This window comes from Mucilaginibacter sp., from assembly GCF_039207105.1.
Classification (GTDB): domain Bacteria; phylum Bacteroidota; class Bacteroidia; order Sphingobacteriales; family Sphingobacteriaceae; genus Mucilaginibacter.
On sequence record NZ_JBCECK010000093.1, the window covers coordinates 1 to 20,969 of the forward strand.

20 protein-coding genes are annotated in these 20,969 nt (G+C 40.6%); 10 read left to right on the forward strand and 10 right to left on the reverse strand.

The genetic code is table 11. The features are described 5' to 3' along the window. The first annotated feature begins 313 nt into the window (after positions 1–313). Positions 314–1,609 carry a site-specific integrase gene (locus AAGC65_RS17225; RefSeq protein ID WP_343113703.1) on the forward strand — a complete coding sequence of 432 codons (1,296 nt, stop codon included), beginning with the start codon at positions 314–316 and terminating at the stop codon, positions 1,607–1,609. A gap of 579 nt (positions 1,610–2,188) precedes the next feature. After that, positions 2,189–3,748, forward strand: a complete 1,560-nt coding sequence (locus tag AAGC65_RS17230) for a glycosyl hydrolase family 28-related protein (protein ID WP_343113704.1) — start codon at positions 2,189–2,191, stop codon at positions 3,746–3,748. A 70-nt stretch (positions 3,749–3,818) separates the two neighbouring features. Here AAGC65_RS17230 and AAGC65_RS17235 read toward each other — a convergent pair whose 3' ends face one another. Together AAGC65_RS17235 and AAGC65_RS17240 are read right to left on the reverse strand one after the other, a co-directional pair. Next, complete coding sequence (locus AAGC65_RS17235; RefSeq protein ID WP_343113705.1) at positions 3,819–4,658, reverse strand: HEPN domain-containing protein; 840 nt, start codon at positions 4,656–4,658, stop codon at positions 3,819–3,821. Beyond that, positions 4,655–5,356, reverse strand: coding sequence for a hypothetical protein (locus AAGC65_RS17240; protein WP_343113706.1), 702 nt, complete (start codon positions 5,354–5,356; stop codon positions 4,655–4,657). The genes AAGC65_RS17235 and AAGC65_RS17240 overlap by 4 nt, the downstream gene beginning before the upstream one ends. Positions 5,357–5,548: 192 nt before the next feature. Between AAGC65_RS17240 and AAGC65_RS17245 the strand changes: the two genes are divergently transcribed. Both AAGC65_RS17245 and AAGC65_RS17250 read left to right on the forward strand, forming a co-directional pair. Beyond that, positions 5,549–5,968 (forward strand): helix-turn-helix transcriptional regulator, encoded by a 420-nt coding sequence (locus AAGC65_RS17245; RefSeq protein WP_343113707.1) that lies wholly within the window; start codon positions 5,549–5,551, stop codon positions 5,966–5,968. A 405-nt stretch (positions 5,969–6,373) separates the two neighbouring features. Then, entirely contained in the window at positions 6,374–7,450 is a 1,077-nt protein-coding gene (locus AAGC65_RS17250) for a PQQ-binding-like beta-propeller repeat protein (protein ID WP_343113708.1), read from the forward strand. Between the two features lie 395 nt (positions 7,451–7,845). Here the strand turns inward: AAGC65_RS17250 and AAGC65_RS17255 are convergent, their stop codons facing one another. From AAGC65_RS17255 to AAGC65_RS17275, 5 genes are all read right to left on the reverse strand, one after another. Further along, complete coding sequence (locus AAGC65_RS17255) at positions 7,846–8,781, reverse strand: DUF5712 family protein (RefSeq protein WP_343113709.1); 936 nt, start codon at positions 8,779–8,781, stop codon at positions 7,846–7,848. A 37-nt stretch (positions 8,782–8,818) separates the two neighbouring features. Further along, a complete protein-coding gene (locus AAGC65_RS17260; RefSeq protein WP_343113710.1) occupies positions 8,819–9,376 on the reverse strand; it encodes a BfmA/BtgA family mobilization protein in 558 nt (185 codons plus the stop codon). Positions 9,377–9,710: 334 nt separating this feature from the next. Next, a complete protein-coding gene (locus AAGC65_RS17265; RefSeq protein WP_343113711.1) occupies positions 9,711–10,010 on the reverse strand; it encodes a hypothetical protein in 300 nt (99 codons plus the stop codon). Positions 10,011–10,024: 14 nt separating this feature from the next. Beyond that, positions 10,025–10,459 carry a helix-turn-helix domain-containing protein gene (locus AAGC65_RS17270; protein WP_343113712.1) on the reverse strand — a complete coding sequence of 145 codons (435 nt, stop codon included), beginning with the start codon at positions 10,457–10,459 and terminating at the stop codon, positions 10,025–10,027. Positions 10,460–10,505: 46 nt separating this feature from the next. Beyond that, entirely contained in the window at positions 10,506–11,267 is a 762-nt protein-coding gene (locus AAGC65_RS17275) for a hypothetical protein (protein ID WP_343113713.1), read from the reverse strand. A gap of 476 nt (positions 11,268–11,743) precedes the next feature. On the opposite strand from AAGC65_RS17275, the gene AAGC65_RS17280 reads away from it, so the two are divergent. Both AAGC65_RS17280 and AAGC65_RS17285 read left to right on the forward strand, forming a co-directional pair. Then, entirely contained in the window at positions 11,744–12,808 is a 1,065-nt protein-coding gene (locus tag AAGC65_RS17280; protein WP_343113714.1) for a protein kinase domain-containing protein, read from the forward strand. After that, complete coding sequence (locus AAGC65_RS17285) at positions 12,808–14,349, forward strand: hypothetical protein (RefSeq protein ID WP_343113715.1); 1,542 nt, start codon at positions 12,808–12,810, stop codon at positions 14,347–14,349. Before AAGC65_RS17280 ends, AAGC65_RS17285 begins: the two co-directional genes overlap by 1 nt. Here AAGC65_RS17285 and AAGC65_RS17290 read toward each other — a convergent pair. Together AAGC65_RS17290 and AAGC65_RS17295 are read right to left on the reverse strand one after the other, a co-directional pair. Continuing rightward, the gene (locus AAGC65_RS17290; RefSeq protein WP_343113716.1) at positions 14,342–15,226 is read right to left on the reverse strand and encodes an ImmA/IrrE family metallo-endopeptidase; all 885 of its coding nucleotides are present in this window, start codon (positions 15,224–15,226) and stop codon (positions 14,342–14,344) included. The genes AAGC65_RS17285 and AAGC65_RS17290 overlap by 8 nt on opposite strands. Beyond that, complete coding sequence (locus AAGC65_RS17295) at positions 15,213–15,569, reverse strand: helix-turn-helix transcriptional regulator (RefSeq protein WP_343113717.1); 357 nt, start codon at positions 15,567–15,569, stop codon at positions 15,213–15,215. Before AAGC65_RS17295 ends, AAGC65_RS17290 begins: the two co-directional genes overlap by 14 nt. A 162-nt stretch (positions 15,570–15,731) precedes the next feature. On the opposite strand from AAGC65_RS17295, the gene AAGC65_RS17300 reads away from it, so the two are divergent. Genes AAGC65_RS17300 through AAGC65_RS17315 form a run of 4 tightly spaced genes read left to right on the forward strand, consistent with a single transcriptional unit; the run spans position 15,732 to position 18,488 of the window. Then, positions 15,732–16,406, forward strand: coding sequence for a multiubiquitin domain-containing protein (locus AAGC65_RS17300; RefSeq protein ID WP_343113718.1), 675 nt, complete (start codon positions 15,732–15,734; stop codon positions 16,404–16,406). Between the two features lie 10 nt (positions 16,407–16,416). Next, positions 16,417–16,758 carry a hypothetical protein gene (locus AAGC65_RS17305; protein WP_343113719.1) on the forward strand — a complete coding sequence of 114 codons (342 nt, stop codon included), beginning with the start codon at positions 16,417–16,419 and terminating at the stop codon, positions 16,756–16,758. Next, positions 16,755–18,089, forward strand: coding sequence for a ThiF family adenylyltransferase (locus tag AAGC65_RS17310; protein WP_343113720.1), 1,335 nt, complete (start codon positions 16,755–16,757; stop codon positions 18,087–18,089). Before AAGC65_RS17305 ends, AAGC65_RS17310 begins: the two co-directional genes overlap by 4 nt. Positions 18,090–18,113: 24 nt before the next feature. Continuing rightward, positions 18,114–18,488 carry a hypothetical protein gene (locus tag AAGC65_RS17315; RefSeq protein WP_343113721.1) on the forward strand — a complete coding sequence of 125 codons (375 nt, stop codon included), beginning with the start codon at positions 18,114–18,116 and terminating at the stop codon, positions 18,486–18,488. A 513-nt stretch (positions 18,489–19,001) separates the two neighbouring features. Here AAGC65_RS17315 and AAGC65_RS17320 read toward each other — a convergent pair. Beyond that, positions 19,002–19,994 carry a hypothetical protein gene (locus AAGC65_RS17320; protein ID WP_343113722.1) on the reverse strand — a complete coding sequence of 331 codons (993 nt, stop codon included), beginning with the start codon at positions 19,992–19,994 and terminating at the stop codon, positions 19,002–19,004. Between the last annotated feature and the right edge of the window lie 975 nt (positions 19,995–20,969).

Consider the following 20,969-nt stretch of genomic DNA (forward strand, 5'->3'; position numbering starts at 1 on the left):
TAGAATAGGAGTTTCCTAAACTCTAGATATGAGTTCGATTCTCGTCGGGACCACATACGTAAAATTCAAAAACAATCAAAAAGCCTGTAAATCAAATGTTTACAGGCTTTTTGATTTTGGTAGAATGACCATTTTATGCATCTTTTTTCACCGTTCTGGTGAGTTTTAGAGCGTTTTTTGATCACTTACCAATTTACTCACCAAAAGTGTCATAATTAATTGTATATCAAGGTGTTCAAAAAATGAACATCTTGATTTTCGCAGCCTGTAAATGTAGGTTTGTAACGATTTGTGAACAAAAATTGGTGAGTTAATGAAGACTAAAAATTTTAACCTGCTTTTTTATCTAAAGAAGGTAAAAGGCTATGAATCAGGTAATCTACCTATCTATTTGCGTATTTCTGTAGACGGAAAACGGAGTGAAGCGACCATCGGGCGAGGAATCGAACCTGAAAAATGGGACGAAAAACGTGGAAAAGCCCGTGGAAATACGGAGGATGCCCGGAGTTTAAATGCCCATTTGGACAGTATCCTGGCGAAGCTTAAACGTATTCATACCCGCTTGCTGGACACCGAAGAAGAGATCACTGCCGATACCTTGCGGAACGAACTTGACGGCAAGGGAAAAAAATCTAAAATGTTATTGGAGATTTTCAGCGATCACAATAAACAGATGGAATCCCTGGTTGGCAGGGGCTTTGGAGCCAACACGCTCAAAACCTTTAAAAGCTCTCTGAAGCACGCACGGGAATTTGTTGAATGGAAATTTAAGCGCACGGACTATGAATTGAGGAAAATCGATTTTAATTTTATAAAAGACTATGACTTCTATTTGCGGACGGAAAAGAATTGTATCCCTATTTCAGCTGACAAATATGTCAAGCACTTAAAGAAGATCATCCTCTTTTGCTTGGCTAACAGATGGATTGTTGCCAATCCATTTCTACACTATAAGTCGACCGCGAAGCCTTCTCCAAGAACTTTTTTAACAAGTCATGAGCTGGATATTATCAGAAACAAAACATTAAGTGTCGAACGCTTAAATGTGGTGCGTGATATTTTTATCTTCAGCTGCTATACAGGATTGGCATACATCGATGTGCAGAAATTGACCCCGGGAGAAATAGCCAAGGGCGAGGACGATAAATTATGGGTCTTTACGAAAAGGCATAAAACGGATACTCCCTCACATATCCCTTTATTAAAAGAGGCGCTGGAAATTATAGAAAATTATAAAGACCATCCCGTCTGCGTACGTAGGTCATTGCTCTTACCGGTATTGACCAACCAGCGAATGAACAGTTATCTTAAAGAGATCGGCGACTTGTGTGGTATCAATAAAACATTAACCTTTCATATGGCCAGGCATACTTTTGCCACCACGGTCACTTTGTCAAATGGGGTTCCGATAGAAACTGTTTCAAAAATGCTTGGACACAATAGTATAAAGACAACCCAACATTACGCCAAAGTTCTGGATAGCAAAACGAGTGAGGATATGCAGAAATTAGAAAAACGATTATATGATACGGCTACATCGGCCTGCAAAGTTGAGTCATCGGAGCCGGTACAAATTGAAATGGGACGAGTGATCAAAATGTTTCGATAAGACACACTTGAGCGAATATTTTACGACTGATTTAATTTTGAACAATTCAATTAACCAATATTGTACAATAACAGTTCGATAAATGTTTTTTGATATCCTCGTGTGATGAGAAACAAAACGGATCAAAACCATTGAGCATTGGTAGTGCGGTGGGAAAAAAGGCTGAGCATGGTATAGCAGTATTCACCAGCCCCCAAAAACTTCTGTAAAAATCATCCCGCCTATGACCATAATACACCGAATAATTATCTTTCAAATAAAAATACCGATTCAAAATGAAGAAGTCCGTATAGAAAGAAAATCGATGCAACAACTGGTATTAAATGATAATGTCACTGCTCCATCGCCAAGAATATGGACCGAATAAAGGTTTGCGCCGCAAATTATAACACGATATAAAATCCGGATTGCTTAATGCCGCTACCTTGAAATTGAATTTCGAGCATTAAATTTGAGGTTGGTTTTTGATCGACTATTATTTATAATTAATTGGTGCTGCATATCTATATTTGGTTACAATATATCTAATAACTTTCCAATAAGTATTATATTATAACTTATTTGGTCAATAACTTTCCTATGATTTTTCAAACAATTTCTGATTTAAGAACAACAGTCGGCACTATAGATACTACCGCAGATGTGCTTGGTTATTATTCCCCAGGTGATGGTGGAGGAGGCCATTTTTATTGGGACAATAGCTCCAATGAGCAGGACAACAATGGTACAATTTTCAGCACCGGCTCCATAGGCAGGTGGAAACGACTTTATTCAGGTGAAATTAATGTTAAATGGTTTGCGGCTAGGGGGGATAATACCAGTGACAATTACCCTGCATTTTCAGCAGTAAGTGATTTTTTATCTAACTCCCCATATGGCGGCACAATGTATATTCCTGAAGGCTCCTATCTGCTTGAAACCGGAGTTGAATTTAATCAATTGGTGGGTGATGAATCAGCCATCAGAAGAATATCGGTAAATGGTTCAGGCATGGGCAGTACCGAAATTATTTATAATGGTACCGGAAATGCTCTTCGATTCTATTCTCAATTTCCGGGAGCTTTGGTGCAGAATTATTCGCTGTCAAATTTTAAGTTAACAAAAAAAGCTGCGCTGTACCAGGGCACCGGTGTCAAAATAGAATATTCAGCTTTCATGGAAATGCATAATGTACGAATAAACCTTTTTGAACAAGGAATGCTGACCGACAATTTTCTGGGTGCAGGGTTCTACACCTGTATTGTCAGTCAGAACAATTATGGGATGGTTATGCAGGGGCAGACATTGCCACCCAATGATATCAATTTTTATGGATGCACTTTTTCATCGAATAAAACATTGGCATTGTCTGTAACAGGAGGTGTACTTTTGAATATTTTTGGTGGCGACATTGAAGGTAATGGCTGGGAATCAACCGCAGTCCGCAAGGGAGGCCTAATGATTGATGCAGGTACTACCAGTATTGGCGGTAGTATATCCGCCAATATTCACGGAGTATACTTTGAGGGGAACGGAGGGTTGGCTGATATCATGTATTACGCCGGCAATGGTGCCGGTTTATCCATACTTAATGTTTATGGGTCAACTTTTAACCGAATTTATTCTATTCCAAACCAATATGTGACCAATAATATTGTAGGCCAGCTTGGAGCACTAGCCGATTCTCCAGTTAAAATTAACGTTAGGGATTGCGGTTTCCGGAGTTTCAATAGCTATCAACCGGATAGTGCAAGAAAATATATCAACGTAGCCAGTGACGGTGCTAAGTATAATGTCTCTGACGAGGGCTGTGCATACATGGACATCGCAGAAAAGCCAATCTTTAAAGGGATAAACATAAGGGACAATAACAAGATCACCACGGGTGTTGTGTTCAGGGGAACGGACGGCTCAATTATCAACAGTTTAGGAAATGTTCTCCAAATTCTGAAAAACGGAATCGGCGATTATACCGTATTGTTTGAACAGTCGTATGCTACTCCTTGGTATTTTCCGTCTTTTTCGACTGGTGAGTCTACTATAATTTATGCTTTTTCTGCGTTTACGGATAGGCTAAGATTGAAAAGCGAAGACAGAAATGGTAATCCCCAAGATCCAGCTACGATCTATGTTACGATATGTGGCGGACAAGAAACCTAACGGCGACGGTGTCTGGCGAAGTAATGGGGTAAGACGGAAGCGACTACGTGCATTAATGCTTATAAACCTTTTACAAAGGCACGGAAAGGCTTTCCTTACCCGATAGCTTCCGTACCAAGTCCAGAAAAGTTTTAACGAGTGAACACAACTCATTCGCGTCGTGCTTACTCACGCTGTAATTATCGCGATACCTAGCTTCAGAATAACTCGCGGCCAATATGCCGAATAGTTTCTTTTCTGGTTCAAAATGCCGCCGGAATAAAGCAGCAGGCTCCTGCGAAAAACATTTACAGAAATCCAAAAGACGGGTGAGATTGTGAATGTCCGAATGATAACCTGTGAATAACCTGATCAATGCCCTACATCCGTGTTCCACCGCCTGGTGTAATACGAAAGTGACGTTATTATAAAATCCTTTCTCATAACAGTCAAAACCACATTCCATAAAACCGGTTGCAAGATTATAGATATGTTTAAACGCCTCCCTGTCCTTCGATGTTACCTGTTCTATTAGTTTGGGTTCAAACTCCGGGTTCATTGTAAATCCATCAGCCGTAAAAATAAGCGCCCCGTTGAGGCAGGCATGGAGAAAGAAGCGGTCATGTTTATAAACCAGGTCCATGACTGTTTGTTGTCCATGCGCGATCACTAAGGTACCCGGGAACAGTTTGCTGATATAATCCTGCATCGCATATTCGATACGAACAAGCTCTGCGGTTAACACCAGCAAGTAATATGCGTTGGATGAGCTCACCTCCCGGTCTGCAAAAGCCGTTTCATTATTATCCGAGGAACTGAGTACGGCAAAGCAGATGATTTTCTCAATTTGATATTGACTTAGCAGCGCTTTCGCTATTTCCTGCAATTCCTGATGTTGCGGCTCCGTAAGTTTGATCGTTTCCGTTCTCACAGCGAAATACTATCGTTAGTTTCCCCGTCTATATTATCAGTTTCCTCTTCTTCCAATTCACCCTGTTTACCGTCCGGACAATCCGAGCTTTCCCTAGCCCTCCTCGTTTTATCCTTATACTGGGTTCGCTCGGTATCACGCTGAAAGATCAGCCAAGCCGCTGAATACATCTTCTTCAGGTGATCATATACCATAATGATCTCCCCGGCGCTCATATACTCATCAACCGCATCTATGGACAAAGCAGCATTCAGCCATTCCGATAAATGATCCCGGAACTGCTGAAGCTGTAATTCCTCAAATGCGGCTTTAATAGGGACATAGGGATCCAGCAATTCTTTTTCCGTAAGCTCAACCGGAAACCAGACCCATTCCGCTCTTTCAGTAGCCAGTTGTTCCTCAGTTATTTGGTTTACTTTATTGGGAGCATCATCACGATCCAAGGAAAGCAAATAAAGCGCTTCCACTAATCTTACATTCTGTTCATAATCAAAGATCAGGCTGCCCGGACCAAAACGCGCATCATTGAAATAAGCATCCGTAACCACAAAATGCCGCCAGGTCTTTAACTTTTCTTCATGACCTTCCACATCGTTCGCATCAAAAAAATACATGACCGGAACCAAGGGGTTCATCACTTCGGCATAGCGAAGGAATTTTGGAACATGATCCCAGGGAGCATAAATACCGCAATACATAAGCCTTCAGTTTGATACCGTTCTCCATTGACCGGCATTACAAATCTCCACAACGGGAAAATGCTAAACTATTCTGCGGTCTTCTATCCGATACCTAAATCGGCATATTTAACCCGATATTATTTCTATATTAGATAAGCCGTAGCTTTTTAATATTTTGTTTAATTTTGAACGAACGCTACATCCATACCTATGAACACTATCGATACACCAAAGAACATTCACCAGGGCCGCAACGTTAAACGCTTCCGGGAAATGCTGGGATTAAAACAGGAAGCACTGGCAGCATCTTTAGGTGAAGAATGGAGTCAAAAAAGGGTTTCTTTATTAGAACAGAAAGAAATCATTGAAGATGACATATTAAGCCAGGTAGCGGAAATATTAAAAGTACCTGTTGAAGCAATTAAAAACTTTAGCGAGGAAAGTGTTTTAAATATAATATCGAATACATTTACTAGTACTGACACATCGACGTTGAATGCCATAAATTATCAGCCTACTTTTCATCCGATTGATAAAGTTTTAGAACTTTTCGAAGAAAATAGAAAACTTTATGAACGTTTATTAGCCAGCGAACAAGAGAAGATTGAAATTCTTAAAAACAAGGGCTAACAATTGTTCACTTATATATTATTATGAAGGTTTTTAATCGTTTCAAGCTTTGGTTGGTCGAACGGTTATTTTATTAATCGTTAAGGAACATTACCGACATTTTGGACATCTATCGAATTCATCAGTGAAGTCGGTAGTGTTTTATTCTCATCCCCAAGTTAGTTCGTCTGCCAGCATAGCCAACTATTACTATGACGGCGACCATAGCGCAATATTAAAATTTCAAACAAAGCGATAGGTTTAAGCAGAATCTCGCTACATAACTGAAAAGGTAAAAAATCCTAATCAAAGTTTAGTGCGCCTATTAAGCCTGTTAGGACGGCGCAATCTATCAATGACGTTCAGGGAGGCTATTTTAGAGCAGATATTATTTTTATATTTACAGCTAACCTTGCCTTTAAAATTGTGAAATCAACTGTTACCACCTCGCTGAACTTATGGGTTATCGTGCCGGCTTTATTATTTCTTAGCTTTGGTTGTACTCAAACCATAAAGAAGCCGGAAGGACCATTATTCTTAAACAAAGGTGATTCATGGGTTAGCCATTATGATCAGTTGTATATCAATGCAATTACACCCGTCTATAAAAACGATAAACTTTATTGTAGTACCAACGCCGGTTATGCGAATGAAAGATTCTACTGTTTTGACTTAATATCAGGCAAAGTCTTATGGGCAAATGAAGTTAGTGAGCATGCTTGCTATTGCCCTATCGTTTTAGACGATGTGATTTATTATGTTTCTTGTACAGGTGACCGCTATGCATTTAACCTTTCTGGAAAGGAATTATGGCACAATCAAAAGGGGCCGGTTATAAGTCCTACCATTAGTACTTATAATGCTATTAATCATAACCTCATCATTAATGATGTTGTAATAGAATTTCATGAATATGATAAGAATACCGGAGATGTTTATCGATCATTAGTAGACAGTAGCGATAAAACGACTGTATTGCCTGCTTACTTTAAAAATTATGTTTATAACGTCATTAAAAGTGACTCCGCATCAGTACATCATACAATAGATAAATATTGGCCTACATTGGTTTGCAAAGATTTCTTCACAGGTAAGGAAATTTGGCAAAAATTCAATCTCGGTTTAAAGCAATTATATACGAGAAATGGCAATCTTTACGCTTTTGGTTATCATACCATTTATTGTATGGATGCCCTTACAGGTACAATCAAGTGGTCTTTAGATTCAAACAGAGTAAAAACATTGCGTAGAAATTATCTAAGCAACTATTTAAAAGATCGCATAATATTGACTCCTAACGGGTCTGGCGAGGATACAATATACACCGCTGTGGATTATGAAACAGGCAATACTTTGCCTTATGTTACAAAATCAACATTATATAGCTATTTAATTAAGGATTCAGATAACCATCTATACGATGTTAAAATCACCGTTGGTACATTCAAGGGTAACAATACGTTTGATGATGCAACGGCGGTAATTGTAGCTAAGACTCATTAGGTAAAGATGATTTATTGAAATCCCGCTTACGGGATTCATTATGTTAAGTTCATGTCTTGAGTTTGAATCACACGAAGATCTATTTAATATGGCAGATGCCATCTGTGCACTCCAGGTCATATCGCCGCTTAAACAACCGGAGCTGTTAGCGGTAAAACTGTCAAGGGGCCCGATTCTATCATCGGGATTTATATACCCTTGACAGTTTTACCGCGCAGCTAATTTTGTGACAGCGGCGCTGTGACCTATCAATTGATGAGGACGGCCAAGGCAGGTGTGCATGAGGAACGAATACACTCCTGCACGCGCGGCGGCGCGGCTGGCAGCGGAATGAAACCCAGCGCAACGCGCGGGTTTATTACGCGATCTGCCGAAGCCGTATGGGTTCAATGTCCTTACAAGGAATAACCAGGGCTTTGATCATGATCTTGTCCCTGACCCCGCCTTCTCTTCCTCTTTCGCGGCTTACCCTCATCCTGTACGGCGCCTCCACCCATATATTGACCGCCTTTCAATAAGGTATCTATCAGACCGCCACCATGCCTGTGGCCCTGTTCGATAGCAACTTTACCGGCTTGTTCAACCCGGTGCAGTTCCCTTACTTCCGCTTTCTGCTCATAAGTACAGTGCTTAAGCGTATTGACATACTTAAACGATTCCTTGACTTCCCGCTCATAGCCAAACATCCGGTCAAATAAACTTTCCGACAGCTGCTTGAGCGCAACCCGGTCAAATTGCCCGACCTTTTGGCTATGGGCCGTATTTTTTCCTTTCGAGTTATTGAGCGGGCTTAGCTTGATGCTATTGCTAGCATCCTTACGGCTGACAATGATTTGGATATGCATCTGTTCCCCCGGTTTGATATCGCCTTTAACCGCTTTACCTTTACGTACCTCCAAGTCTTTATAGGTATAATATCGGTTCTGCTCCAGCTTACCATAATAAACCAGGTCTTTGTTGCTTTCTATACCATTACGCTTAAAGTTCCTGGCATAAGCATCCATAACTAAATTAGCATAATCTTTTAAATGATGCTTTGCGCCATCTACGCTGTATAATTCCTTCAGATACAGCAACTCCGTTTCACTCGGGCTAATATTGATCAGAAAGAATTTAGCGTCGTCTTTAGAAAGCTTCGCTACATTGTTGTCAATGCCTTGCCTCACCTCATAAGGCTGAACGTTATCCCGGTCATGGCTAAACCAATATTCCGGCTGTTGGTACTGATCCAGGTTTTCAGCCAACCGGTTTTCTTTTTCTAAGTAAGCGACCAGCTGGCCGCTGCTGCCTTTGTTGTTGCCCGTTTCGCTCTTCGTGATATTGATATGCATAATCGTCATTAAATCTCTATACCATACCTAAAAAAAACTACAGGTTATTGACCTGTTCCCTGATGAAGCGTATTAGTTCATCCTTATCCACCTGCTTACTGAGCATGTTCATCTTTTCTCGTTCGGTTATATAGTGGTCCAGGATACCGCTGAAGCGTTTCTTTAGTTTGTTCTTATCAAGCTGAGCGCTATCTAATCTGTTTAACAACTCGGCCATACGGTTAATGACCCCTACCTGCCCATCGTATGACTTCTTTTGCTGCTCATTATGCGCAATGATATGTTTGTTGAAATGTTCCACGATCTGCCTTTGCGACGCATTCAACCTTTCACCATCCTTCTTCATAGGTATCAGTAGATCCTGCTCCTGCGTTTTGATAAAAGCCACAATATTATCCGTCTTTCGGTTGATCGCATTCTTAAGTAAATCGTCATTCAGGTCTCTTGGATCCTTCTTGGTCTTGTAGAAATAATCAACCATGAACGTGAACAGATCCAGCTTTGACAGGCCGCATTTATTAGCAATGATTTGCAGTTTATTATCCGTTTTCTCTGAAAACCGTATCGTCTTGTTATTTTCATTTACAGTCATCATTTCAATATTTTTTTTACGGTATACCGACAGGTATACTGATTTCCTTATGTATTACAGAAGCGGGGGGGCAAAGTATACCATCGGTATACGCAAAACCGCCTTAGCCCCGCAGGGCAAGCGGAAAAAGTCGGGTGCGCCCGACTTCCGCTTGCTCCCTCCGCTTTCGCGAAGCGACCGCCGCTTTTCTTGCTGATTTGCGAAGCAAATCATTACCTGTGCAGCAATTGGCTGCACAGGATTTATCTGAATATACCTGTATCGGAATAATTAGTTATTCCGATATGCGGTTATCCGTATAGCCCGGTATACAGCTATGCCGATATAAAATATCGGGCTAAACCTCCCAACCGGGAGGCCAGTAAACCTGGCTGCCGAGCTTGGGATGGTATGAGGGCTGATAACGGATGTAGCCATATTCGTCGAGCTCTTTGATACACTTGTGATACGTTGCAATAGATGCTATACGGCTAAAGGCCATTAGCGTCTTTCTGGTAACAGCAAACGGGCTTTTGAAATCACCGCATTGCCATTGTACAAATAAGGCACTGAACAAGCTGATGTGTATCGTGTTCAGCCTCCCGTCCATGCTCATACGTTTAAGCAACTTACTATAACCAGCGAGTTCACTGACCATAATTTTATTGTTATTCATTTCAGGCCTCCCTCCAATAACTTGTTGATATCTTCGAGCTTGTAATACATGATACTGCCAATACGGGTAAAAGTCAGAGTGCCGTTGATGCGCAAGTTCTGTAAAGTGCCTGGCGATATTTTGAGCAGCTTTCTTACTTCGTTACTTTTGAGCCATTTTTTGGACTGACCCTGGTCATCCAGTTGAACCAGTTTCCTGATTTCTGTTAACAGTTCGCTTTTAAATTCATTTAGATCTCCTTTAGTGATCAGTTCACTTGCTTGCATAATCGCCTCCTTCGTTAAAACATTACTTAATACTTGTACCAACAGTACCGGGTACGAAGCAAAAGTGTGGGCAAACGGATATTTTTCATTACCATAGGCCAAGCTATGGTAATGGCACACAAAGCATAGTGCTGAAAAAGAGCGTACTGAATAGTTTAAAGGCAATTGTTAACGTTTGCCTGCAAAAGAAAAATGAATCTAAAATTCGATTTTAACTTGCTCTACGTTTTGCCGGAGTGATGTTGAAGTACTGGTTCTCGGAAGGGATAGCAGATGACCTGCCACTCGGATTACTTGCGTCACGCGGATAGTAGCGCCGCACACGGTCTAATTTGATCGGCTCACCGTCTTCCTGAAAGTACCGGCAGATCAGTTTGGCCCAGGTGATAGGCATCTGCGAAAACACCAGTTCCTTATTTCCAACTTTTAGTGCCTCGATCTTCTTGAAAAGGTCAACCACAGTGAGGAAATGACCGCTGGCAATATTGATCAGATAGTCAGTATCCAACTTCTCAGCCTCCCTGCGCTCGTCCATCAGGCGTTGCAGTTGTTCTTTAAGTATCTTGATCTGGCCTTCCTTTTCTGCAATTATCTCAGCCTGGCTAAGGCCAAGGTTCCACTCATCGATATTTTGAAGATATTCTGCAAACCGACTAAGGTGAAATTTATTCCGGAAGTTGTCGGCATGATTCGAGGTATACCTTTCCTTATGTCTTAATTGTGCAATGGTATCCTGTATAACTTCCCACACATATTTGAAGAATTCTTGCTCTGTTGCATCATCGTACTTAGCTAAAAAGAATTGCAGGTGATATTTATACAATTCATCGAATTGTTGTTCATTCTTGCGATAAAGCAGGTTAAGAAAGTGGTTATCCTCAACTTTTTTGTTCCAAAAAAATGGGCGGCCTATATCATTAGTATCGTTATTAAAATCGAACAGCGCTCGATGTTTGAAGTATTGTTCTCGCATAGGTAAGACTTTAACTTAAAATTAACAATTTAAGCAAATTCGCATTTCGAAAAAGAAAAATATCAAAGTATCTTACAAACGATCGTGTTATTACACTTTTACAACTTTTCGGTAGTTTGAAAAGAAACTGCAAATTCCACCTCAGTGCGAATTCTGGTGATTTAATAGCTCTATTAAAATACTTCTTTTGGCGTTAAAAAGTTGTTACTCATGCGAAGAAACACTTTTTTAGATTTCTTCGCTGATCTGCACTATGATGGCTGTCTATGTTGCAGTTGGTTTTCAGTACCTTGTAATAGACGGCCGATATTGGGGACTGATCGCCCCAGCATCGTTTTAACTAATTGTTCAACGCTCCCTCCTTGCGTACTAATTATGTTAGTAAGTTAGCATGATGTGAATAACTATGTTTTATCCGAGGCTCTTTTTTTGCGACATTTATATTTTGCAGCATTATTTTCAAATCCTAATTAAGCGTGAGTACTTCAACACAACCTAATCCTGCGCTGCTTTTGGCAGGCAAAAAACTTAATAATGATTGGCAGGTCATCGATCTGATACCTAAGAATCCCGACGGAACGGGAGGCAACTTTTCACATTCTTATAATGTCGAAAACCTGATTACAGGTGAAAGAGCTTTTTTAAAAGCGCTTGATTTTTCAAAAGCCTTTAAAGACGTTGATCCGGTGCCACTGATTAATAAGCTAACGGGGTTATTTCAATTTGAACAAGATGTATTAGAAAGATGCCGTGATAAAAGATTAAGCCGAATTATTAATTTGATTGATTCCGGCATGGTGCCAGCGGAGGAAGGTACTATTATTCCTGTACCATATCTTATTTTAGAATTAGCAGCAGGTGATATTTACCAGCAATTAGATTTTTCGAAAATTAGCCATGCGGTTAATTTGAGGATATTGCATAGCGTTTCAGTGGCTTTATTTCAGCTGCACAATAATGGCATTGCACATCAGGATGTCAAGCCGTCAAATGTACTTGTGGTTGAAAACAAACCTCATAAGTTAGGGGACTTGGGGCGGGCTGATTTACGGGGAGAAACTACTCCCTACGGCTTAATGGCATTTGCCGGAGATTTGTCGTATGCTGCACCGGAGGTTCATTACAAAGCAGTTTCTTCTGATTGGGTTTTCAAGCGTATTGCGAGTGATGCTTACCAATTAGGCAGTATGATCGTTTTCTTGTACACACAGTTGAATATGACGGCCATTATGAAAATGCATATAGCGCCTGAGCATAATTGGACCAATTGGACACAAACATATCGGGAGGTTCTTCCCTATCTGTATGTAGCTTTGGAACAATCCGTTGAATTTTTTAAGGAATTCGTAGACGATAAGGAACTTGCGGAAAAATTAGGGGACCTTTTATTTCAGCTTTGTGATCCCGATCCAAATAAAAGAGGGCATCCAAAAACGATTACCGGAAAAAATAAGACCATCAGTTTAGAGCGCTACAACACTATTTTTGACCGAATATTGAAAGACTACGAAATGAAAACTTTAGGACTTAAATTTAATTAATGGCTAGCTGGATACCTGCTGATAAGAGACGGAACGTGATACCGAGGTGGCGGGACTTTAAACCAACAATTGAATTAGGAGAGTTGAATCCGGTTCCTAACGCTAAAAGCAAAGCGTTTGCCAACCCTATATCACCTTTTCATACGGCCAAAATTCATGATTGGGAAGCGGCCCGAACGGTTAAAAATGCGATAGAATTATTAAATTCTTCCATAGTTTTGGACGATCAGGAACACACTTTGAGTACGGCATCATTTTTAAAATCAAGCCGCGAGTCAAGCGTTCCACTAAAAAAGGTTGCAGATCAGATTTTATATCCAAGGGATACAGATCACTCCTTTGAACAGTTATTGAATCTAGAGCGATTTGATAAGATCATCGGAGAAAAGATCCAACGTTTACGGCGATGCTTGGATCATAATCCATATAATTCCATCAGTTGGATAGAATTGGCACGTTTGTTTTTGATTATAGGTAAAGAAGAATCCGCCGAGAGATGTATATTAGTGGCTATTCAACTAGCGCCAGATAATCGCTATATCAGCAGAACAGGGTCCCGCTTTTTCACGCATGTTGGGGATTACAAAAAAGCTCAAAAAGTTTTGAAGGCAAATGCAGCTTTTAAAACCGACCCCTGGTTACTATCGGCAGACATCGGCATAGCGTCGTTAAACAACAAATCCTCGTTCAACATAAAAATTGGCAGAGAATTAGTAGCCTCGCAAAATTATTCGCCTTATGACCTTAATGAGCTATTATCCGCTTTAGCTACTGAAGAACTAAATGCTGGCAGTATTAAAAATTCTAAACGACTTTTTAACGAGTCTTTAATCAATCCCAATGATAACGCTGTTGCACAAGCGGTTTGGGCTGGCAAGCATATTAGTAATCTAAATCTTAACCAAGGACTTTTTGACCGGACTCCGCATATATTTGAAGCTAAAGCCTATAATTTTTACTACAACAAGTCATGGGGGCCAGCCTTTTCCAGCACTTTGCAGTGGTTTATCGACCAACCGTTTTCTAGTGACCCTGCCGTTTTCGGGTCATTTATTGCAACTTCTGTACTGGAGAAATATGATGAGGGTATTAAAATTGCGAAGTATGGATTAAAATCGACACCAAATGATTTTACATTACTTAATAACTTGACATTTGCTTATCTGAAAAACAATAATATAAAAGAAGCACAACAAACAATTGCAAAGATACATGCTGAAAGTTTAAATGATCATCAACGGGTATTTTATCTAGCGACGAAAGGTCTCCTTTATTATAAACTTGGTCAAATAGAAGCAGGTGAAACAGCTTATAACGAGTCAAGCAATTTAGCCGGGAGAACCAAAAATAAAAAGTTGCAGTTACTTGCTGACTTCCACCACCTCATTGCTAAAGTGGAATTAGAAAAAAGTGAACAGAATTTGCTCAAGCTTGATCATTTAGTAAAAGAACTTGAGCCGATGAACGAAATATACCTGCAAGATGTACTTAATAACCTAATAAAAAAATTAGACGCACCAAAAACGTTAAATATTAAATAGCCGTAATAAAAGTGGTGCGGGATTTAACGGACTCGCCTTTAGGAAACATAAAGACAAATACGTTGTGACCGTTATGAAAGTAATGATAGTCGCAAGCAATTGTTTCACCCATCCATTCGATATCCAATTCACTTTTTAACATACGGCGATTAGCCATGAAATCTTGGACAAAAGGGATATCATAGCTAAATTCTGTTCCCCAGTCTATACCACCCCATTCTTCTTTGAATGCTGGTGATTCAATATAGGTACGCAGGGTTAGTTTAGGAAGGCTGTAAGTAGAGCCTTTTTCTTTGTTCAAAATCAGTACAGCGCAACGTTTAGGCGAATTGTTTACATAACGTCGGATGGCGGCATGGAAAGACCCTCCAAATAATTTTGCAAGGTGGCGGCTTGTATCCAACTCTAATGGGAGTTCTTTCATTTTATCAGTGAAGATATTTAGTTGAAATAAAGCTGATGAGGCAAATAGGTTAGCCTCCGCTTCAAACTCGTCATCTATCTCAGGGTCCAATGTCTCATCATTGTCTTGAAGTACTTTTAATAAACTGCCCTGCCATCCGCACAATTCATGTCCAACCTCATGGAGCATAACAAAATTTTGACGAGCGGGTATTTGTGATTGATCTAAGTAAATAATTTTTTCCCGTCTATCTAAAGCGCCCCTGATTATAGCCATAGTCCGCTTGATAAAAAGGTCACCTTTCGCAAAAAAGGTGCTGGGTATAGCACTTAAATCCACCCTAGAATTAACACGCAGGTCGGCATATTTAATTATTTTGTCAACCGGCGTTGGGAATACCCCTAACGAATTGGATTTGGATAAGGCGTCGAGTACAATTTTCTCTATATCCTCTTTTTTATCATGGTTTACCATCTTTTTCTTGATAACGTAAATATTTTAAATAATCAACCAGCTTTTGCTTCTCCTCTGCAGTTGCATTCTGAGCTAAAAACGAAAAATCATCTATGGTTCCAGTTAGCTGTTCCTTTTTTTCTACGATACCTGCGGTTACCATCAAATCGTCGAAATCAAGTTTGAATAATGACGATAGTTTGTACAGTGTATTTGCCGACGGCTTCTTTATTTTATCATTTTCCAACTGGCTTAAATAAGCATTGGAAATTCCGGACTGTATTTCTACTTCCCTTAAGGATAGGCGGCGGGATTCCCGAGCTTCTTTTAAAACCTTCCCTACTGTGTTTTTTTCTGTTGCCATGGCAACAAAGGTATAAACTCTAAATTTAATACGCAAGTGCTAAATTTATCAATCTAATTATCAAGCATTTGCTAAATACATCAAATAATTATTATGCAAACGCTTGATATATTTAGCAAAGTGCTTTATATTTGCAGCAGTTCTTAATTAATATTAAAGTATATGAAAAACTCACAACAGGGGGCAGACCTTTCAACTGCCGACATTTTAAAACTAATTATTGAGGGTAAACCTTATGATTGGAAAGAGCAGTACATCCTGGGCAGCCAGGTTCGAAAACTGGGTAATGCACCTGCGGGCAGCGAAACTTTCCTAGTTATCCAAAAGCCATGGGAAGATGAACTGATCGGTGATGATGATAAGGTTGACTTGGCCAGGCCAGGTATCGAGCAATTTTGTTTTAGAGCAGCGCTGGTACTTACTATTAACGGTAAAACGTATAAATGGTATAAACAGTACATTACTGGTTCTGAGGTGCGTAAACTGGCTGATATCCCAGCGACAGAGCAACTATTCCTGGCCATTGAGAAACCATGGGAAGACGAACACATCGGTGACGAAGACAAAGTTGACCTAGCACGTCCAGGTGTTGAGCACTTTTATTCAAAAGCCGAAGGCCCAAAAAAGGTTACTATTTACATTAATCATAAACCTTACGAAGTTTTGCCTGGTCTGCACACAGTAGCGGAATTAAAAGCCATTGCGGGTGTACTGCTAGCACATGACCTGGAACAGGTTATTGACGGTAAGTTAACACCACTACCAGATAACGGTAAGGTTGAGATTTGCGGCGGCGAAAAGTTTATCAGTCACGTTAAAGACGGCTCCTCATCCTAAAGTTTGTGGTATGAAATTTTCAGAAGAAGAAATTAACGACCTCAAAGCAATTATCCCCTCCGTTAGCTATGCTAACGAGGGGGGCTATGATTACCTGTTATTAGAGCAATTGAATTTACCAGACGGCTGTCAACCATCCGTAATGGACGTATTATTATGTCCTAACCAGCGTGATGGCTACCAATCCCGGTTATTTTTCGCTAGCCAAGTTGCTGGTGGGCCAACGCGTAATTGGAATGGTAACATCAGGGCCCTCGGGCGTAACTGGTATGCCATATCCTGGGCCACATCACCCGGCCTGAATTTGGTAGAAATGTTAGCCATTCATTTAAAAGCATTAAGAAACCCATGAAAAAGAACCAAAATATAATTAAACTGAGGCTGCCTGGCAGCCTTTATCAGCAAATATTAGCCGATCTTAAAAGACCGCATGCGTTTGCTTACGAGCGGGTAGGTTTTGCTTTCGCCCAAAGCACCTTATTGGCTAATCAAAGCTGGTTAATAAACTTTACTGAGTATAAGCCAGTTGAAGATCAGCATTATATAGAAGATGATACCGTTGGTGCACGTATTGGTGGCACTGCCATTCGGAACGCCATGCAAACGGTGATGAATAAAAACTGTAGCGGTTTCCACGTTCATCTGCATAATCACAAGGGACAACCCTGGCCAAGCGGTGATGATAAAGAAGGCCTACCCGGCATCATAGAAAGTTTGGCAAATTGCGATCCCAATCAGCCACACGGCGTTTTAATTCTTAGTAAAAACTCTTTTTATGCTTGGGTAGAGATAAAGGGCGAGATACAGCTCGTCATGCCTGAAATTATTACCGCTATCCAATACCCGATGGTCATTCAGTTTCATGAGCGTAACAAGCCAAGCATAAACAACTTGTTAAGCCGGCAGTCATTTTTAGGCGAACGCTCAGCCGCGATATTTGAGCATATTAAGGTAGTACTGGTTGGCTTGGGCGGCGGTGGCTCACATTTGGTGCAGCAACTCGCTCACCTGGGCGTTTTACATTTTACGCTTTTTGACTTTGACCGCATTGAAGATTCTAACCTTAATCGGTTAGTTGGCGCGCATTACGCTGATATTAAAAAAAGAACCTTAAAAACCGAAATTGCCAAACGATTAATTTTAAGTATTAATCCTAAAGCAGAAGTGCAAATTATTATTTCCCGTTGGCAGGATAATGCCCAAGCTTTACAAGTTGGAGACGTAGTGTTTGGCTGCGTAGATACTTACGAGGACCGCAGCCAATTGGAAGCTGAATGCCGCAGATATTTATTGCCCTACATTGATATAGGCATGGATGTGCATCAAAGCGATGAAGGCTTCCAAATGTCAGGGCAATTGATACTTTCAATGCCCGGACAGCCTTGTATGCGTTGTATGGGCTTCATTACGGAAGATAAGCTGGCTAAAGAAGCTGCTAAGTACGGCAAGGTAGGCGGCAGACCACAGGTTATCTGGCCTAACGGCTTATTAGCGTCCTCAGCCATTGGCATTTTTACGGACCTGGTAACCGGTTGGTCGGGACAAAAGGATCGCTTGGTTTATATGGCCTATGATGGTAACAGCGGCACCATTCAAAAACACGTACGCTTGGATTACTTACCCCCCACCTGTCAGCACTATGATATCACACAGGTGGGGCCACCAAAATTTAAAAAACTTTAGTTAATAATTTTGAACAAAAAGATAATGAGCTTAAAAATCATCAGTGTAATAAATTCAAACAAACCAGAAGGTGAATACGTAAATCTGAAAACAGAGGAGGATGTCAACACAGCTGGCTATGCAATAGTAGACCGTACATTTGACCCGAACAGCAAGGTATCAAATGAGTTTCGCCATATTTTCGTTTTTCCTAACCTTAAAATAGAAAAAGGAGACTATGTGTTCGTTCATACCGGCAAGGGCACCTACAGTTCAAACGCTAACATAGCGAAAACAATCACTCACCATTTATACTGGGGGGCAAATGATAGCGTTTGGAACGATAAAGGTGAAGATGTAGCCAGCTTGATCACTTATAACTTGGTTAATTCAGTGGTGGCTCCTGCCTTAGCAAAATGAACAGATTAATGATCATTATTAGATTTAGTTGAGGCAATTGTGATCGATATTACTTGTGTATAGGAGTTTATTATAATTGTTTATCTCACGATAGCAATTAGCATATGATTTTTTTGTCGATATTCTGACGAACAAAAAGTTATCTTCAAATCGTCCAGCCGCTCGCATGCCAAAGATTTTATGAAGTTACAATATAATATTCCGGACAGTCCGTAACGAATATCAATTTTGCTCTTTTAAAGGACTTTGAATATTATCTGCTCAGTGTACTTGGAACACATCGGGAGTATTGCTAAGGTTTTGGCGGTTGTCATGGGAAAGATGCTCCTTTTTCGTCTGCCTTAGACAAGGGGTTACTTTTACGAGCAGGTAAGCACGGTTAGCCAGATCTTCGAAACCGGCCGGAAAGTCAGGGTAAGCCTGGCTTTCCGGCCGGTGATTTAAATGAACGTTTGGTTTGTGCTTAGTAGTCGAAGTGTTTCAGCTGTTCCCTGATCTCATTTTCAACCATTTTCAGGATTTTAAAAGACCGACACGGTCTTCCGGAGTATAAGCAGCGAGGTTATAACGCACACTTCGCATGATCTCGAGCTGTAGTGTAAGCGTGGGGCGGTTGAACAGGTACCGGCGGCGTTTACCGTCCCCGGCGCAGGTTAGTTCTTCTTCCCTGTCCAGCACGAAGCACTCATTGTCCTTGAAGATGAATAGTTTGCCCCGTCCTTTTTCAAAATCGAGCGCGTGCGAACGCACATAGTCATTGTCGTATTTTTCAGGCATAGCCGCTTTGGCAATTCCAAACAGCGGCTGGCAGATGATAGTCTGAGGCGCGTACAAGGGTGTTTTAAAAATCCGATTGGCAACCTTTCCTTTACCGGATAACAGCGGCATATCACTGCGGCCTGTCAGTTTGTTCTCGACCTGCCAGGCGGGGTATGGGAAACCGACCTGTTCGGATATCAGGAAATCTAGCGAGCAGTTCACAAAGATCATGTGGTTGATTCGAAGCGTAAAACAGTTGGGGCTGCGTAGGAAGGCATAGGTGCTGACACCGGTCCAGCTCATGCCGATCGAGCCGTCGTAGGTATTAGTGACCGATAAAAAACGGTCCTTGATGCCGACCCGGTTATTGATATAGTACTTGGGGTCCAGCTGGAAATTCTTGTTGTTCTGGTAATGCAGGGCGATGTGCATGGCTAGGCGGACCTTATCGAACCAATCGAGCAGTAAGGTCAGTTCTTCTTCGACAACGTAATCGTCGGCAAGCAGTTTCTCCATAACGGGCTTAACAGCGGCTTCCACGGCTGCAAAATCGGTATTACATTGTGTACAGGCAGGGAAGGTAAAGTTCAGCAGGTTAAAGGTGTATTCCTTACCGGTAACTAGGTCAGTGCCTACGGAAACCTGTTTTTTTTCCATACCAGTCAGCTTGATCAGCCATTTGGGCAGGATGTGTTCCTTATTTTTGTTTTGCGGTGGTTTACCACAGAAAATACAATTCTTATTCATGGATGCAGTTAAAAGCCGCAAAAGTACTTATTTACCAGTAGCAGCGTCGTGTATTTCAACGTCCTAGCTGCGGCCAGCGATCTTTTTGGGCAGGCAGGGTTTCCGCGAAATTGCGATAGACAAAAATTGTAACAAATAATATTAATGATTACTTCTATATAAGTCATGAGGAATCAAGCGATATCAAATTATTCATAAAAACTTCGGGCCTTCCCATGAATACGAATTTGCAAGTCATTGAAAACAAAGACAATGCCAAAAAACAATTCGAGCGCCGTCCAACATGTGACCATACATTTTTTTTTCTATTGGGCTATTTTGGGTCTATTTGATTGTAAGCATTTGCAGCTAATTTCAAGAAAATAAAAGTGGTGAGTAATTTGGTGAGTATGAATTTAAAAACCACTTAAAATATCAAAATAACCGGTAAAATCGGGATTAAAACGAATCCATCCCTCTCTGGTTCAACAGGAAGTTATTAACCCCAGCATAATTTGCAACAATTAATATTAATGATTATTTTTACATAAGTCATTAGGAATCAAACAATATCAAATTACTTGTGAAAACTTCGGGAGTTGTCACAAACAGAAATTTGTAAATTATTGAACATAAGGATAATACTAGACTCGGTTCGAGTCCCGTCCAACTTCGATCTATTCCATTAAAAACCTTAAAAGTCCATTAAACGTGCGGTGCGTAATTCGGTGCATAGCTATTACTGTTTCCTTATAAGTAGTTGAAATATTAGTTATTATAAACGCTGCGATATTCTCGTCGGAGATTGCAATAAGAATATTCATAATTTTAAGGTACTGTCTAATCATATTCAGCAGTATTTTTCGAATACGATTATAGCTCTTACCCATTTTTCGAAAATCGGTTTATTTAAATTGTGTTTTTAAGCACATCGGAGATGCCTCCAACGTGAACTTTTTCCACTTTCGTTAAGAAAGTATTTTTCGATGATCGTAA

Coding starts and splice junctions, on each gene's coding strand:
- AAGC65_RS17225 (WP_343113703.1), top strand. CDS start 314: ATGAAGACTAAAAATTTTAACCTGCTTTTTTATCTAAAGAAGGTAAAA.
- AAGC65_RS17230 (WP_343113704.1), top strand. CDS start 2,189: ATGATTTTTCAAACAATTTCTGATTTAAGAACAACAGTCGGCACTATA.
- AAGC65_RS17240 (WP_343113706.1), bottom strand. CDS start 5,356: ATGTATTGCGGTATTTATGCTCCCTGGGATCATGTTCCAAAATTCCTT.
- AAGC65_RS17245 (WP_343113707.1), top strand. CDS start 5,549: ATGAACACTATCGATACACCAAAGAACATTCACCAGGGCCGCAACGTT.
- AAGC65_RS17255 (WP_343113709.1), bottom strand. CDS start 8,781: ATGCATATCAATATCACGAAGAGCGAAACGGGCAACAACAAAGGCAGC.
- AAGC65_RS17260 (WP_343113710.1), bottom strand. CDS start 9,376: ATGATGACTGTAAATGAAAATAACAAGACGATACGGTTTTCAGAGAAA.
- AAGC65_RS17265 (WP_343113711.1), bottom strand. CDS start 10,010: ATGGTCAGTGAACTCGCTGGTTATAGTAAGTTGCTTAAACGTATGAGC.
- AAGC65_RS17275 (WP_343113713.1), bottom strand. CDS start 11,267: ATGCGAGAACAATACTTCAAACATCGAGCGCTGTTCGATTTTAATAAC.
- AAGC65_RS17285 (WP_343113715.1), top strand. CDS start 12,808: ATGGCTAGCTGGATACCTGCTGATAAGAGACGGAACGTGATACCGAGG.
- AAGC65_RS17290 (WP_343113716.1), bottom strand. CDS start 15,226: ATGGTAAACCATGATAAAAAAGAGGATATAGAGAAAATTGTACTCGAC.
- AAGC65_RS17295 (WP_343113717.1), bottom strand. CDS start 15,569: ATGGCAACAGAAAAAAACACAGTAGGGAAGGTTTTAAAAGAAGCTCGG.
- AAGC65_RS17300 (WP_343113718.1), top strand. CDS start 15,732: ATGAAAAACTCACAACAGGGGGCAGACCTTTCAACTGCCGACATTTTA.
- AAGC65_RS17305 (WP_343113719.1), top strand. CDS start 16,417: ATGAAATTTTCAGAAGAAGAAATTAACGACCTCAAAGCAATTATCCCC.
- AAGC65_RS17310 (WP_343113720.1), top strand. CDS start 16,755: ATGAAAAAGAACCAAAATATAATTAAACTGAGGCTGCCTGGCAGCCTT.
- AAGC65_RS17315 (WP_343113721.1), top strand. CDS start 18,114: ATGAGCTTAAAAATCATCAGTGTAATAAATTCAAACAAACCAGAAGGT.
- AAGC65_RS17320 (WP_343113722.1), bottom strand. CDS start 19,994: ATGAATAAGAATTGTATTTTCTGTGGTAAACCACCGCAAAACAAAAAT.